Below are 14,877 nucleotides of genomic sequence, written 5' to 3'. Positions count from 1 at the left end.
CTATCTCTGGAGCGGGTGATGGGAATCGAACCCACACAACCAGCTTGGAAGGCTGGAACTCTACCATTGAGCTACACCCGCATTGTGGCACTATTAATAAAATAATTTCAAAGTTATTTTGTTAACAGTGCTATATCAATTTTATTCAGATTTATAAAACAATTATGTTTTATTTTTAAATAAAATGATATGCTTCCCTGAACCATTTAAGTGGTGGAGGGAGAAGGATTCGAACCTTCGAACGCTTACGCGGGCAGATTTACAGTCTGCTGCCATTGACCACTCGGCCACCCCTCCTAAAGAACTTTACTGTATTAAATAGACTAATTCACTGTAAAATACAATATATAATTAGTATTAGGACTTAATAAAACTTCTTGCCGAATCATCAAATAAACAAATAGCAGCTTGCACATTTATTTAGTTGTAACTTTCTATAATAAATTGTAGTTTCTGTCAAGAACAAATTACTGACGGTTTTCAATAAGATGCAAAATAAAAAACTTGATTCTAAACATTGTTATTATATGTATGGGAAACATCCTGTATTTTCTGCTCTAAATAATCCAAAACGTCAAATTGACAATATTTTATGCACTAGGGAAATTTTTGATACAAACAAAAAATTAATAGGTACTAGATCTTATGAAATTGTTAATAACGATATTTTATCCAAATTACTGGAAAACCAAACACATCAAGGAATAGCTGCAAAAATTAGACCAATTTTTTCTTACAATTTAGAGGACATAGATATAACAAATCCAAAATGTAAAATTGCGATTCTTGATCAAATAACAGACACACAAAATATTGGAGCAATTATTCGTAGTGCCGCTGCTTTTGATATAAATGCTATAATATTACCTCAAGATAATTCTCCAAATGAAAGCGGTGGCATTGCTAAAGCGGCTTGCGGTACTTTAGAATTAATACCTATAATTAAAGTTACTAACTTACGCTCATGTATGAATTATCTTAAAAAACACGGCTTTTGGATTATAGGTCTCACAGGTTCTGCAAATGACTACTTTACCGATAAATTAATTTCCGATAAAATAGTATTGGTATTTGGCTCAGAAGATAAAGGCATACGAAGATTAGTTGCAGAAACATGTGATTATTTAGCCAAAATCCCTATTTCTCAGAGAGTAGAAAGTCTTAATGTATCAAATGCCGCTTCTATAATTTTTCATTCATTACATAAATAATATTTTTAATAAATCAAATATTGTTTTTTATTTACTTCGATATAAATATTTAGTCTACTAAAATTAAAGTCATAAACTTTTATTATATCAATTAATCTGAGAGAAAAGTCATGAAAAGGGGACCAAATGAACAAATTATCGAGAGTTTTGAAAAACAATTAGACATATTTATAAATGCACTTACAGAAAAAGAGATAACAACAGCTATATTAAACAATTTTTTTGATAAAGTGATCAATAACCTCAAGAATGAAAGATTAATTAATGATACTATATTTGATATATATCAAGGTAAAGCAGTAATTACTAAACCTATATATTCCGATTATATAGCATCTTCCGAACCTAAATATAACGAACATTGGCAAAAATTTTATAGTTTTAATCGTAATCTTATGATAGAAAGCACATTAATATTTATTGCTAAGAATCTAAAAAAAGCTTCTTTAACAGACAAATTATATTATAGCTTTGCTAAATTAGCCCAGCAATTAGACTTAAATGCAGTAAGTGATCATTTTATGAAAAAAATAGATAATTATATAACATTTAACAATTTATGAAAAATTACAGAACCGAAAGTGATTCTTTTGGAGAAATTCAAATAGAAGAAAAATTTTATTGGGGTGCTCAAACTCAAAGATCTTTAGAAAATTTTAAAATAGGCAAGCAAAAAATGCCTGAAATTTTAATTCGTGCTCTTGCTATTTTAAAAAAATGTGCAGCACAGGTTAATCATGAGTTTGGTGATTTAGAAGCTAAAATCGCTATAAGTATAGATAAAGCCACGGATAGAATCTTAGAAGGCGAATTTGAGGATAATTTTCCTTTAGTAGTTTGGCAAACAGGTTCAGGAACGCAAACAAACATGAATATGAACGAGGTTATTGCCTCTATTGCCAACGAAGAATTAACAGGCAAAAAAGGCGGCAAATCTCCGGTACATCCTAACGATCATGTTAATAAAGGACAATCATCCAACGACTCTTTTCCAACCGCTATGCATATAGCAACCGTACTTGCAACTAAACAGCAACTGATACCAGCTTTGAATAATATACTTACCTCTTTGCAGGATAAGTCAAAAGATTGGGACAAAATCATAAAAATAGGACGTACCCACTTGCAGGATGCAACTCCTTTAACTCTTAAACAGGAATTCTCCGGATATATTACACAAATAGAGTATGCTTTAGAACGCATAGAAAATGCACTACAAAAAGTTTATCTACTGGCCCAAGGAGGCACGGCAGTCGGTACAGGTATTAACTCAAAAATAGGCTTTGATATAAAATTTGCCGAGAAAGTGGCAGAGTTTACTAAACAACCCTTTAAGACGGCTCCTAATAAATTTGAAAGTCTAGCTGCTCACGACGCACTAGTAGAATTTTCAGGAACTCTTAATACTACAGCAGTTAGCTTAATGAAAATAGCAAATGATATAAGACTGCTCGGCTCCGGTCCAAGATGCGGTCTTGGTGAGCTACATTTACCTGAAAATGAACCTGGTTCTTCTATTATGCCCGGTAAAGTAAACCCTACACAAGTCGAAGCTTTAACAATGGTGTGCAGTCAGGTGATGGGAAATCATGTCACGGTTACTATTGCCGGCTCAAACGGACATCTTGAACTTAACGTATTTAAACCCGTAATAATATACAATATCCTACAATCTATAGAGCTGTTATCCGATAGCGTAAATAGCTTTGTTACTCACTGTGTTAAAGGATTAGAACCCAATATAGCACGCATTAATGATTTACGTGATAAATCTCTAATGCTTATTACAGCTCTTAATCCGCATATAGGCTATGATAATGCCGCAAAAATTGCTAAAGAAGCACATAAGCATGGGATCACTTTAAAAGAAGCAGCTAAAAAACTCAATCTTCTATCGGAAGCAGAATTTGATCAAATATTAGTACCTGAAAAAATGGTTGGTCAATCTTAGGTTTTATATAAAGATATTAATTTAAACTATTAATATCACTGTATAACTGTATAAAATCTTATAAATAGGATAATATTAAATTAGTCTATTTATTATATTACCTATGTGAAACAAAATTTATCTAATCAAATTAACCTACTCGAAGCAAAAACTCATTTTTCTGATCTAATACAGCGTGTACAAGACGGAGAGCAAATTACCATTTGTAAGCATAATACGCCGATTGCAAAAATTATAACTCAAAAATCTAAAATGGATAATATAGTAGAGCAAATAAGAGAATTCCGCAAAGGCAAAACATTAGCTCCTTATACTATTAAAGAGCTTAGAGATGAAGGTAGAAAATGGTAAATTCTCAACCGTTTATAGCCGATTGCTCCATAACTGTCTCATGGTTCTTTTATGATGAACATGATAAATATTCAGATTTTACATTAGCTTATTGTTATAAGTTTAGAGTGATAGTACCGCCTCTTTGGAGACTTGAAGTAACTAATGTAATATTAATAGCAGAAAACGTGCTAGAATAAAATCAGTAGAGGTTATTAAAATTATAGATTTTTTAAACTCTCTCCCCCTTAATATATCAAATTTAAATTTTTCCATACATGAAATTAAACTGCAAGAGCCAACAATCTTACTGCATATGATACAACTTATTTATTAACTGACATGCATGAAGGACTGCCTATGTCCACTAACGATAAAGCATTAATCAAAGCATGTCATAATAACGGCATTCCGCTATTATATAGTGAATTAGCTTGAATTATGGACAATTTCTATATCATCTTTTAATTTTTTAAGAACATATCTCATACCGTAAATGGATTAGTATTAACGGTATTCGCTATGCCCTTAAAAAAATAAAATATTTCTTATAAATCATCCCTAATTCAAGCTAATTCACTATAAAAGACAATAATCCATATTTTTCATAAAAAGTTTATGGAAATTTCTAAATCTTTTATTATACTTAAACATTAATTATATAAAATAAAAGAGTATCATGGTTTTAAATATCAAAGCTCCTGAAAATATAGTATTAAAGCCGACCATTACAGTTTTCGGCGTTGGGGGTGCAGGTAGTAATGCAGTAAATAATATGATTAGTGCTAATCTGCAAGGTGCTAATTTTGTAGTAGCTAATACTGATGCACAATCGCTTGAACATTCTTTATGCACTAACAAAATACAACTCGGTGTTTCTACGACTAGAGGTCTTGGGGCAGGAGCTTCTCCTGAGGTTGGAGCACTTGCTGCTCAAGAATCAGAAAGCGAAATTCGTAGTTACCTAGAAAATAGCAATATGGTATTTATTACGGCAGGTATGGGCGGTGGTACAGGTACCGGTTCTGCACCGGTTATTGCACGCATTGCTAAAGAACTAGGCATCCTTACGGTTGGGGTAGTAACTAAACCTTTCTATTTTGAAGGCGGTCATCGTATGAAAACTGCCGATAAAGGACTTATTGAATTACAGCAATTCGTTGATACTCTAATTGTAATACCGAACCAAAATCTATTCCGTATTGCTAATGAACAAACGACGTTTGCCGATGCTTTCAAAATGGCAGATGACGTATTACATGCAGGCGTTAGAGGAGTAACGGATTTAATGATTATGCCGGGACTTATTAATCTTGATTTTGCCGATATTAAAGCAGTAATGAGCGAAATGGGTAAAGCAATGATGGGTACAGGTGAAGCTAGTGGCGAAGATAGAGCTATTAAAGCGGCAGAATCTGCAATTTCAAATCCATTGCTAGATCATAGCTCAATGTGCGGTGCAAGAGGTGTATTAATCAATATTACCGGCGGTTCCGACATGACCTTATTTGAAGTTGACAACGCTGCTAATAGAATTAGAGAAGAAGTAGATAACTTTGATGCTAATATTATTTTCGGTTCAACATTTAATCCGGAATTAAAAGGAATGATCAGAGTATCAGTTGTTGCTACCGGTATTGATGCCGATAAAGTACCGACATATAAACCCGCAATAGCTGAAACTACCAATATAGTTCCTGAGGAAACTTATAATAAAGCTATAGCACAACCTACACAAATAGAAGAAATGCCTGATTTTAACAGCTACAGTACCGAAAATATTGAAATTACCGACTCTCCAATAAATCAAAATTTTATCGGAAATGAAAAAGAGCTAGGGTTACATGCCAATACTTTCAACAAATCTGAAGATGACTCACCCAAACCATCATTTTTAGGAAAAATATGGGGTTCTCTGCGTGCTTCAAATAATCAAACTTTAGAACGCAAAAACGTTGTTGTTAGTACTCTAGATCAAGATAATAAAGAGTCTGATATTCATGACATACCAGCTTTTTTAAGAAAGAAACGGGATTAGATTAGAAAATGAATATAATTTCAGAACAGCATAAAAAAAGAATTATTAGAAATAACTAAAAATTTTCCTGCAGATACTGCATCACTAATAAATTATGTAGATAAAACATTTAAATGTCACATTCATGATTTATCTTTATCGGATCAAAAAGATTTAAAGTTTTTTATAGCAAAAAGCTTTGCAAATCAAATTGATGTTTGTAAAACTAAAGAACATGCTCAAAATTTTTTACAAGAGTTACACGAGCTATGGGAAGATTTATTTGAAGAGATATTGGAAGATAAGCCTGTATATAGTTTAGACATTGACGGAGCAACATACTATGCCACATTAGATTTTACCGAATTGAATCAAAATAATATGCTAAATACAAGATTTAGCGAAACCTCCCTTGATTTTCATTTAATAGAAACGCTACCTAACTTTTCTAGTGACAAAATATAAGGCTGAACTAACCTTTACAGAATTAAAACAAAATCATTTTGCAAAAATATATTTGGAAAAACAACAATATAACTCTCAAAGTATTCTTATTTCAAATATACAAAATAATCACAATAATTACATATTATTTCCTAAGATTATAAACCTTGAAGAACAAGTTACCATAGATATATTAAATAATTTATTATTATTTAGGTGCTTATAATAAATGTAATTTTTTTGAATCCAATAACGGATCAGAAATATATTTTAGATTACCTAATAATGAAAGGCTTGCCATGAAAGTTTTTAGTTTAAATAATCAGCCTATATTAAAAGAAAATAAATTTGAAAATTCTATATTATTTTTAAGTACAAAAATAAACGAAAATGGTGATGTTGACTATAGTGAAGGCTTTAGTACTGATATAGCCAATGGTAAAATAAATTCTTCTTATATAACTCCTCTAAGCGAGATAATGGATTCTTAAAAAAATAATCATATGCCAAATAAAATTATACTATTTCTTATATCATGTTTTTTAAATACTGCTTTATTAGCTGATACCGATAAGCGGTTAAAAGATATTGCACCCTATCCTACACCACTTGAAAATCAAAAGCGTTATGTAATTCATTTACCTATAGAGTCCAATGAAGAAAAGCTAAAAGTAGAATTGCAAGCAACAAAAAATGCAATGCAAGATTGTAATCGTGTTTGGTTTGGTGGTAAGCTGGAAACAAAAACTTTAGAAGGATGGGGATATAATTATTATATAATCGCTCAAGTTAGCGATCACCCTGCTAATGATGGCATGCCCAAACGTAAAAGCAACCATACAACCGGTTAGTGTATTTTTAGGCGATGAAACATTTTTAAGATATAATAGCAAACTACCTATCGTAGTATATGCTCCAAAAGATGTTGAACTACATTACGTTATTTGGCATCAAAATGATACAATCAATTCTGCAAAGGAAGAATAGGACCATACTATTCTTCAAAAAAATTTAATATACTATATGACATTTATCGCGAGCAATCGTAGACTGCGTGGCAATCCAGAAAAAATAATCAAAAATTCTGTAAATCAGAATTTTTTACTAGATTGCCTCGTCGAAACTTGCAGTTTCTTCTTGCAATGACGAAGACTAACCTATACAACAAGGTCTGTAGTCTCTCACAGTTAGCATACTAAATTACTCAAAATCTTCCTCTACAGCTTCAACTTCTTGCACTTCCGGTACAAAATGTTTAAGCATGGACTCAATGCCGTTTTTTAAGGTGATGGTGGAACTAGGACATCCAAGGCATGCACCACGAAGTGCTAATTTAACTACACCGTTTTCAAAGCCTTTATATATTATGTCGCCGCCGTCTTGTGCAACAGATGGACGCACCCTAGTTTCAATAATCTCTACGATTTGCTTCTCTATTTCCGAAAGCCTATCAAGGTTATGATTTACATTATCTGCTTTGGTGTTTTCTTCAAATACAGGAAAACCTGAAACAAAATGATCCATAATAACCATTAAAATTTCAGGCTTTATAACTTGCCAATTACCTTCAGCTTGTTTAGTTACTGTTATAAAATCACTACCGAAAAATACCGATTTTACATTATTAATATGAAATAATGATGCTGCAAGTTTGCTTCTTCCTTTTACTTCAGCAAGCTCACTAAAAAATACCGGCTGATCACTACTTATTTCCTGCCCTGGGAAAAATGTTATTGCATCCGGATTTGGAGTATCTTCAGTTTGAATAAACATAATTAAAGCACACTAATAAATTTGTTGATTATTATAAATTGATAATACTACTTTTACAATATATTTGTATTTAGGCATTTTTGCATTGCGCTCAAAAGTATGTCATTCCTGCATCAGCAGGAACCCAATACTACCTATCCACATCATTGCGAGAAGGCATTTTTATGCCGACGAAGCAATCTCATGCAATTGAAGAGAGATTGCCACGTCGCTACTACGCTCCTCGCAAGGCATTGTTGCAGGGACCGGTAAAGCACTCGGTGTCAAGACACGGGATGACAGAGGTGAAATTGATCCACACAACAACGCCTCCTCGCAATGACAATTATAAATATTGTGCTAGATTCCCGCTTTTAGCTAGGAATAACATAAGGCGGCAAATATCTAATTAATATATAAGCCGGTATAAAACAAAATCCTGCTACAATAAAGAAATAAGTCCAGCCTAAATAAGTAGCTGCATAGCCTGAAATACTACCAAATAATATGGTACTAATATAAGCAATAGAAGTAATTAAAGCAATTTGGGTTATACAATATTTAGAACTACAGCATCTTAATTGGTAAGAAAAAAACGGCGACATAGTTAAGCCCTTGGTAAATTCTTGAAAAAAGACCGCTATATACAAAATTGTAATATCTCGATTATAAAAATAGAGAAATAAAAAAGATAGGCTAGATAAAGCATGATATATTAATACTCTTTTAAGCAAATAAGAATATTCATATTTTCGGCACAAAAACCCACCTATAAAACCTCCAAGGATTGTAGCACACATACCGAAAGCTTTATATCCAAGAGCTAAATCTTTCTTCGTATACCCAATATCGAGATAAAACATATTCGGCATAATTGACAGAAAATTATCTTGAAGACGATATAGAAGCATAAAACTAACAATTATTAGCCATTTAGGTTTCTTGACAAAATCATAAAAAGCATGCCAAAATCTATCAAAATCATTAATAATTATCTTATCTTTAAATTTAAGCGGATAGATTATAATTAATATAATTAATAGTAATGACGGTATACATAAAATTGCCATAGCACGATAAACATCTTGCCAGGACATGATAGTAGATAAATATAACGCTCCTGAACCTGTGATAAGTATACCTATTCTAAAGCCTGTAGTACAAGCTGCCTCACTTATGCCCCAATTTTTATTTGTAATCAGTAACATCTGTGATGATTAAAGTAACATATCATAAATGGATGAAAAAAATGCCACAGCTACTAAGCATAAAGCAAATGATATAAAATGAGTGTTAGGGTTAAAATTTGTTAGAACATATAAACAAAAAATACAACTAACCACAGCAATAATTAAACAATATTTATATCCCCGCTTACTTAAAGGAGCAAAACTTACTTTTTCAAGCAAAGGACCCCATAAAAATTTAAATATATGAATAAAATTCACTAAACTCAAAAGCCCGATAGTGATTTTATCAAAACCGGATTCTCGAAGCCAAAAAGAAAGAGTTGAACCGGTAAGTAAATAAATTAAACCTCCAGGAAAAGAAATTATTAATATAAAGAAAATATTAGATATATATTGAAATCGTGAAAAATTTAAACTTATGAATTTATCCTCCTTTAAAATATACTGTTGTCATTCCTGCAAAGGCTTTGCCCACATGGATATCTAATCATCATTGCGAGCAGCCATAAGGCTGCGTGGCAACCTCATGAGATAATAATAAACTATTGAGATTGCTTCGTCAATACTTCGTATTTCCTCGCAATGATATAAATGACGTAAATCTAAACTACGATACTTTCTTTCTTTTATTACCGTAGCTGTTACCATCAAAGGTTCTTTTACGGCTACTATCAAAAGCATTAAACTTTTTACCGTCACCGCCGGCTCTTTTACCGAATGATCTTTTGCGATTATTTTTATCACTTCTAAACTCACTACGTGGCGTAGATTCTCCTTTATTTACTAGACGATCGATTGCACGCCATCTAATAACATCATCAGGAGAAATAAAAGACAACGCATGTCCGGTAGCCCCTGCTCTACCCGTTCTACCTATCCTATGTAAATAATCTTCAGGACACATAGGTAAATCATAATTAATAACATGCTGTGTATGAGGAATATCAAGCCCACGAGCCGCTACATCAGTTGCTACCATTATTCTATGGTTTGACTTACGAAATGATAAAATTACTCTTTCACGTTGACGCTGACTTAAATCACCGTGTATAGCTTCTGCTGTATGATTTTCATATTTCAACATTTTAGCTAATTGATCGGCAGAGCGTTTAGTCTTCACAAAAATAATGACCGATCCTTCCCTATTACCAAGTTGTTTAGTTAATTCACTAAATTTTTCTTTATCAGAAACATGCATTGATTCCTGTTTTATTTCTGCAGCTGCTTTATTAGTAGCACCTACCGTAATACGTACCGGATTGTTTAGATATTTTTGAGAAACAGCAATAATATGTTTTGGCATAGTAGCGGAAAACATTAAAACTTGTCTTTTTTCCGGTAAAAATTTATTGATTTCTTCTAATTGTTCTTTCATCCCCATATCAAGCATTCTATCCATTTCGTCAAGTACGGTTATGCCTATACGATCAATTTTTAGACTTCCCCTATTTAAGTGATCAATAATACGCCCCGGCGTACCGATAATCACTTTTGGATTCTTTTTTAATTGCATAAATTGTTTAGGCATCGGTTCACCGCCTATCAAAACTGCACTATTAATTTTATAGGATGTAGTTAATTTATTTAAAGTACTGTGTATTTGCATTGCTAATTCTCTAGTCGGAACAAGAATTAAAGCAGTAGTTTTATTTTTAATAAATGAATCAATTAACGGCAATAAATAAGCAAGAGTTTTGCCTGAACCTGTTTGGCTAGAAGCGAGTATGTCCGATCCCACCATTGCAACCGGAATCGATTGCTTTTGTATTTCAGTCGGCTCAGTTATATTCATTATCTCGAGAGCAATAATTAATTCTTCAGATAAATTAAAATTTTTCATTATATAATCCAATATAGTTTTAAATCAAAATATGCACATTATTGATTAGACCTCTTAACATAACTCATTTCTTAAAGATATATGAGACATCGACGCTGCTCTCTCATCCTTACATACTTAACTATGTACGCTGCGTAGAGTAGCAGTTCTTACCGTTATAAGATAAGTTATGCAAGAGGTCTATTGTATAAAAAATAAGTTATAGTAAATTAAAATAACGACTTATATAATTATCCTGAATCAAAAAATATGCTTAAGCTAGATTACAAAACACCAACTAAATATATAAAACGATAATGAATAATGCAACTATTTTAGAATCTTATTCAAGCCAGAATAATATTATTATATTTAGGGCATTTTCATGCCCTTTAGTAAAAATAATTTATTATACTTAAAATTATATAGGTTATTATAAGACAAAAACAAAATATTTACTATTTTGATAAAGATGACTAGGCTACCCTAAATTATAAACAATTTTGGATAGCTGCTTTTGGTATTATAAATTTATTTAATTCTGAGGTTAACAGCATAGGCTTTTCCTTGCTTTTCTTCAAGATCAAAAATTACATCTTGTCCTTCTTCAAGGCTATGTAAACCTGCTGCGTCTACAGCTGATTTGTGTACAAACACATCTTTGCCGCCATTTTCTTGTTCAATAAATCCAAAATTCTTTGTAGAATTATACCACTTAACTTTACCTACTATATTTGTAGCCATAAAAACCTTTATTAGATAGAAATTACTTATTTGAACTTAACACACGTTTATAATAACTAAAACTTAAATTTTACTTTAAGCCTTACTTAAATATAAGAGCAGATAAAAATTCATTATGTAAAACTACCTTACCTTGCGGCATTTGTCAATAAACATGTCAATAACATGCAAGAGAAAGTATTACTTCCTGAAGCTAATCTATCATATTATTACTATTTTGTCACTATTTAAGTTAATTATCTAATAAATTAATGAGTAAACTAACGATTTTAAAGGTGTTTAATAACTTTTTCATATCAGACTAATATATTAACGATAAAAGTACTTGCTTTTTCGTATTTTTTTTATTAATCTGTCCACTTAGCAAATGCAACCTTAATATCCACAACTGCCCGCGTGATGGAATGGTAGACATAACGGACTTAAAATCCGTGGAGCGTAAGCTCTTGCCGGTTCAAGTCCGGCCGCGGGTACCATTACCATTTTTAGGCAAATTCACCAATGTATTAAACAGCGAACGCATCATAAAATCAAGCTTTTCAAGTTTCAATATTAAGTTCCCAAATATTAAATTTACTAAACATCTTTTTTCGCTCACGCTGGAACTTTTAAATATCTTATAAGCACTTGAGGCTGTTGATATCAAGGAAACCTGTAGCGATAACCGAAATTAATGCGTAGCTGTGACCCTAATGTATTAATTCGCATCGCAACTAGATATTATGAGTGAAACTGATTTAGAGATTGCCACAAAAAACTAACCACCAAGCCAATGCTATTTAATATGTTTGCTTTAGCTGAACATTTGCATAAGACAATTTCGCAATCAAGCAAATTACAATAGACGAATAGCATCACTGCTTCGCTTATTTTAGACTAAAGAAATCTAGCAAACAGAATAGATTGAAAAGGCAATAAGTAAAAGCTTTGCAGCGTTTTTTACTTAATAATACATACGCTTTAATAAATGTTGTTTATTATATTGTGCTTCAGAATTTGTAGGATCAAGTTCAATTGCTTTATTATAAGACTCAAGAACTAAATTGTATTTACCTATTAAATAGAAAAAGCCGTATTTTTGAGTAAGATAGATTTATTAAATATATAATTATTGACTTATTCTCTCCCCCTATAAATTACTTCTCTCACATGATAATTAAACTCTATCATTAATATATAAGCTAATGTTAAAGAGTTAACATATAAAGAAGAAGAAATTTTAACCTCTGAGTCTTATATTGATGAAGAGGAAGAAAAGAAATTAAAAGCTCAAAATGCAAGGAAAGAGCTTAAGTTAATACTAATAACTCCTGGAATAGTTTTGACTAGTTTTTTAACTTTCTGTTATTTCTTTTTTAACTATATAGATGAAAAAGCAGCAGAATATAAACTACAGCAAGAAGCAGAAGCAAAAAAGTTAGATAAAGCTGAATGATGCAAGCTATAATATTTCAGCAATTCTCAAATAATCTTGAGGGGCAAGATTTTCAGCACGATAATTATCATTGATTTTCAACTGAGTTAATACTTCATGTATATTAGGTACAAGATTTTTCAGTGATGATTTGATCATTTTCCGTCGTCCTGCAAAAGCAAGCTTTGTTATTTGCTCAACTTTATTTATCAGAACAATAGACGGCGGATTTTCTAAAGGTATTAGTTTAACTATCGCAGAATATACTTTAGGAGGTGGATAGAAAGCAGTTGGCGCTACGTCAAAGCACTTTTCTACTTTAGCTATTAGCTGACATATTACCGATAATCTGCCATATGCTTTAGTTGAGGGTATAGCACAAATACGTTCTACTACTTCCTTTTGTAACATTAGCGTCATACTAGTAATTAGCCGTGCTTCTTTCAGCCATCTAATCACTAACTCAGTACCTATATGGTACGGTAAATTAGAGATTATAGTTACTTTATAGTCAATTGATTTAGACTCGCCTATATCGTTCGCTCTCCTATTAGTTATAGGCTTCGCTTCTCGCTTCTTGTATGCAAATCCAAATGAATGGACTGTATCATAGCTTAAATCGGTTAAATTTATTTCAAGAGCATCTTGTTTAATAATATTTAGATTAGGATAATATTCTTTAATCTCATTAAGGAGCGGTAGGCATCTCTCATCTGTTTCTATAACAGTTAAGGATTCAGGATTTTTCTGCAATATTGACCTAGTTAACCCTCCTGTGCCGGGCCCTATTTCTAATACTCGGCTATTTTCTGCCAGGTTACTTGCACGTACGATTTTATCACATAGACTACTGTCAAAAATAAAATTTTGTCCGTGCTTTTTAAGAGGATTAACTTGATGTAAAGCTGCGTGTTTTGCAATTGAAGGGAGCATAGGGTATGTCATTCCCGTGAAAGCGGGAATCCAGTAAAACATATAAAAACAAGTTTTTATATGTTTGTTTTTATCAAATATAATTCTGTATTAATAATCAAGGTTATTTTTCTGGATTCTCGCCTACACGGGAATGACATAGAATAACACACACTAAGACGGCAGCATTATTTTTATAGCTGCTTTCTTACGCATATTTTCAAACATTTTTTGTGCTTTTTGCGAAATCTTTTTATTGGTTAGGAAATTTACTACATAATTATTTTCATCTTCATTAACATTTAAGATTTTTTTGCTGCACACTAATGTTATTTCAAATTTGTTATTTACTTCAAAAACATTACTTGCTTTATCAGGAGTTAAGTCCTTTACAATAGTTTGTTTTACGCCTTCTATCTTGCTAAGCTTATCAGTAATAATTTGCATAGTAGCAAAATTATCATAAAGCGATTTTTTAACATCCGCACATTTTTTTAGTCGATTTTTCAAATTATTCATCTGCGTAAACGCTTTATTGCCACCATCTTTAGATGTAAATACTTGCATTGAAATTTCTACGTCTTTTTGATCGCTAGATAAAATTGCAACATCTATTTCTTTATTACTTATTTGTACCGATCTTGATAGACTTGATAAAATATTCATTTTAATCAACTCGGATTTAATTTGGGAAATAAAACTATCAGGATTAACTGATCTGCTTTTTAGATACTGAAGAAGAGAACCGTTAGGCATTTTATTACGATCTTCAATAGACTGAATAGCGTTATCTATCTCTTCTTGCGGAATTTCTCTATCTCCTGCATATTGAAAAAGCAAAGATTCGTCAATTAAGCTCTTAAGTGCTAAGTCACTTAGCTGCTTATCTTGAGCAGGCGTTAGACTTTCAACATTATTTAGTGCCATAATCATTTTTTTTCTAGCACGGAACTCATTAAGAGTAATAGGTTCATCATTTACGGATGCTACTATATTCGGTAATGATGCTTGTGCTACATTAAAAGTAAAAAAAACGGTAATGATTAATAATAATTTTCTCATGTGATACTCTGAATAAGTGACCAGTAAGTAG

The 14,877-nt window shown here is 31.9% G+C and carries 12 protein-coding genes, 3 tRNA genes and 4 pseudogenes; 10 read left to right on the top strand and 9 right to left on the bottom strand.

Features of this window, described 5'->3' with window-relative positions; genetic code table 11:
- Positions 1 to 7 precede the first annotated feature (7 nt).
- Both RAT170B_RS03160 and RAT170B_RS03155 read right to left on the bottom strand, forming a co-directional pair.
- Positions 8 to 81: transfer RNA gene (locus RAT170B_RS03160), tRNA-Gly, on the bottom strand.
- Between the two features lie 130 nt (positions 82 to 211).
- Positions 212 to 297, bottom strand: a tRNA-Tyr gene (locus tag RAT170B_RS03155).
- 191 nt (positions 298 to 488) lie between these two features.
- On the opposite strand from RAT170B_RS03155, the gene rlmB reads away from it, so the two are divergent.
- From rlmB to eco, 8 genes and pseudogenes are all read left to right on the top strand, one after another.
- On the top strand, positions 489 to 1,211 hold the full coding sequence (rlmB, locus tag RAT170B_RS03150; protein ID WP_014120998.1) for a 23S rRNA (guanosine(2251)-2'-O)-methyltransferase RlmB: 723 nt from the start codon (positions 489 to 491) through the stop codon (positions 1,209 to 1,211).
- Between the two features lie 110 nt (positions 1,212 to 1,321).
- On the top strand, positions 1,322 to 1,774 hold the full coding sequence (locus RAT170B_RS03145; protein ID WP_014014640.1) for a hypothetical protein: 453 nt from the start codon (positions 1,322 to 1,324) through the stop codon (positions 1,772 to 1,774).
- Positions 1,771 to 3,162, top strand: a complete 1,392-nt coding sequence (fumC, locus tag RAT170B_RS03140; RefSeq protein ID WP_014120999.1) for a class II fumarate hydratase — start codon at positions 1,771 to 1,773, stop codon at positions 3,160 to 3,162. The genes RAT170B_RS03145 and fumC overlap by 4 nt, the downstream gene beginning before the upstream one ends.
- A 105-nt stretch (positions 3,163 to 3,267) precedes the next feature.
- A complete protein-coding gene (locus tag RAT170B_RS03135; protein ID WP_014121000.1) occupies positions 3,268 to 3,513 on the top strand; it encodes a type II toxin-antitoxin system Phd/YefM family antitoxin in 246 nt (81 codons plus the stop codon).
- Positions 3,507 to 3,829 (top strand): annotated as a pseudogene (locus RAT170B_RS03130) (type II toxin-antitoxin system VapC family toxin). The gene RAT170B_RS03135 and the pseudogene RAT170B_RS03130 overlap by 7 nt, the downstream one beginning before the upstream one ends.
- A gap of 342 nt (positions 3,830 to 4,171) precedes the next feature.
- Positions 4,172 to 5,530 (top strand): cell division protein FtsZ, encoded by a 1,359-nt coding sequence (gene ftsZ, locus RAT170B_RS03120; RefSeq protein ID WP_045805595.1) that lies wholly within the window; start codon positions 4,172 to 4,174, stop codon positions 5,528 to 5,530.
- A gap of 496 nt (positions 5,531 to 6,026) precedes the next feature.
- Positions 6,027 to 6,444, top strand: a pseudogene (locus RAT170B_RS12120) (hypothetical protein).
- Between the two features lie 12 nt (positions 6,445 to 6,456).
- Positions 6,457 to 6,940: pseudogene (gene eco / locus RAT170B_RS09680) on the top strand (serine protease inhibitor ecotin).
- A gap of 213 nt (positions 6,941 to 7,153) precedes the next feature.
- Here the strand turns inward: eco and RAT170B_RS03095 are convergent.
- The 4 genes and pseudogenes from RAT170B_RS03095 to RAT170B_RS03080 form a co-directional block, all read right to left on the bottom strand.
- Positions 7,154 to 7,726 carry a NifU family protein gene (locus tag RAT170B_RS03095; RefSeq protein WP_045805594.1) on the bottom strand — a complete coding sequence of 191 codons (573 nt, stop codon included), beginning with the start codon at positions 7,724 to 7,726 and terminating at the stop codon, positions 7,154 to 7,156.
- Positions 7,727 to 8,079: 353 nt separating this feature from the next.
- Positions 8,080 to 9,153: pseudogene (locus RAT170B_RS03090) on the bottom strand (MFS transporter).
- Between the two features lie 349 nt (positions 9,154 to 9,502).
- The gene (locus RAT170B_RS03085) at positions 9,503 to 10,735 is read right to left on the bottom strand and encodes a DEAD/DEAH box helicase (RefSeq protein ID WP_045805593.1); all 1,233 of its coding nucleotides are present in this window, start codon (positions 10,733 to 10,735) and stop codon (positions 9,503 to 9,505) included.
- Positions 10,736 to 11,245: 510 nt separating this feature from the next.
- Positions 11,246 to 11,458, bottom strand: coding sequence for a cold-shock protein (locus RAT170B_RS03080; protein WP_008579233.1), 213 nt, complete (start codon positions 11,456 to 11,458; stop codon positions 11,246 to 11,248).
- Positions 11,459 to 11,848: 390 nt separating this feature from the next.
- Between RAT170B_RS03080 and RAT170B_RS03075 the strand changes: the two genes are divergently transcribed.
- Positions 11,849 to 11,934: transfer RNA gene (locus RAT170B_RS03075), tRNA-Leu, on the top strand.
- 467 nt (positions 11,935 to 12,401) lie between these two features.
- On the opposite strand, the gene RAT170B_RS09670 is transcribed toward RAT170B_RS03075, so the two are convergent.
- Positions 12,402 to 12,515, bottom strand: a complete 114-nt coding sequence (locus tag RAT170B_RS09670; protein ID WP_231839142.1) for a tetratricopeptide repeat protein — start codon at positions 12,513 to 12,515, stop codon at positions 12,402 to 12,404.
- Between the two features lie 159 nt (positions 12,516 to 12,674).
- On the opposite strand from RAT170B_RS09670, the gene RAT170B_RS08515 reads away from it, so the two are divergent.
- Positions 12,675 to 12,893, top strand: a complete 219-nt coding sequence (locus tag RAT170B_RS08515; protein WP_082068648.1) for a hypothetical protein — start codon at positions 12,675 to 12,677, stop codon at positions 12,891 to 12,893.
- 6 nt (positions 12,894 to 12,899) lie between these two features.
- Here RAT170B_RS08515 and rsmA read toward each other — a convergent pair whose 3' ends face one another.
- Together rsmA and RAT170B_RS03065 are read right to left on the bottom strand one after the other, a co-directional pair.
- Positions 12,900 to 13,805, bottom strand: coding sequence for a 16S rRNA (adenine(1518)-N(6)/adenine(1519)-N(6))-dimethyltransferase RsmA (rsmA, locus tag RAT170B_RS03070; RefSeq protein WP_045805592.1), 906 nt, complete (start codon positions 13,803 to 13,805; stop codon positions 12,900 to 12,902).
- A gap of 153 nt (positions 13,806 to 13,958) precedes the next feature.
- Positions 13,959 to 14,846: a SurA N-terminal domain-containing protein gene (locus tag RAT170B_RS03065; RefSeq protein ID WP_045805591.1), complete on the bottom strand. Its 888-nt coding sequence runs from the start codon at positions 14,844 to 14,846 to the stop codon at positions 13,959 to 13,961.
- Positions 14,847 to 14,877 lie beyond the last annotated feature (31 nt).

Origin of the sequence: Rickettsia argasii T170-B (assembly GCF_000965185.1) — a bacterium.
In the GTDB taxonomy this organism is placed as follows: domain Bacteria; phylum Pseudomonadota; class Alphaproteobacteria; order Rickettsiales; family Rickettsiaceae; genus Rickettsia; species Rickettsia rickettsii.
This window is presented reverse-complemented; position numbering and strand designations above follow the sequence as displayed.

Coding starts and splice junctions, on each gene's coding strand:
- rlmB (WP_014120998.1), top strand. CDS start 489: ATGCAAAATAAAAAACTTGATTCTAAACATTGTTATTATATGTATGGG.
- RAT170B_RS03145 (WP_014014640.1), top strand. CDS start 1,322: ATGAAAAGGGGACCAAATGAACAAATTATCGAGAGTTTTGAAAAACAA.
- fumC (WP_014120999.1), top strand. CDS start 1,771: ATGAAAAATTACAGAACCGAAAGTGATTCTTTTGGAGAAATTCAAATA.
- ftsZ (WP_045805595.1), top strand. CDS start 4,172: ATGGTTTTAAATATCAAAGCTCCTGAAAATATAGTATTAAAGCCGACC.
- RAT170B_RS03095 (WP_045805594.1), bottom strand. CDS start 7,726: ATGTTTATTCAAACTGAAGATACTCCAAATCCGGATGCAATAACATTT.
- RAT170B_RS03085 (WP_045805593.1), bottom strand. CDS start 10,735: ATGAAAAATTTTAATTTATCTGAAGAATTAATTATTGCTCTCGAGATA.
- RAT170B_RS03080 (WP_008579233.1), bottom strand. CDS start 11,458: ATGGCTACAAATATAGTAGGTAAAGTTAAGTGGTATAATTCTACAAAG.
- rsmA (WP_045805592.1), bottom strand. CDS start 13,805: ATGCTCCCTTCAATTGCAAAACACGCAGCTTTACATCAAGTTAATCCT.
- RAT170B_RS03065 (WP_045805591.1), bottom strand. CDS start 14,846: ATGAGAAAATTATTATTAATCATTACCGTTTTTTTTACTTTTAATGTA.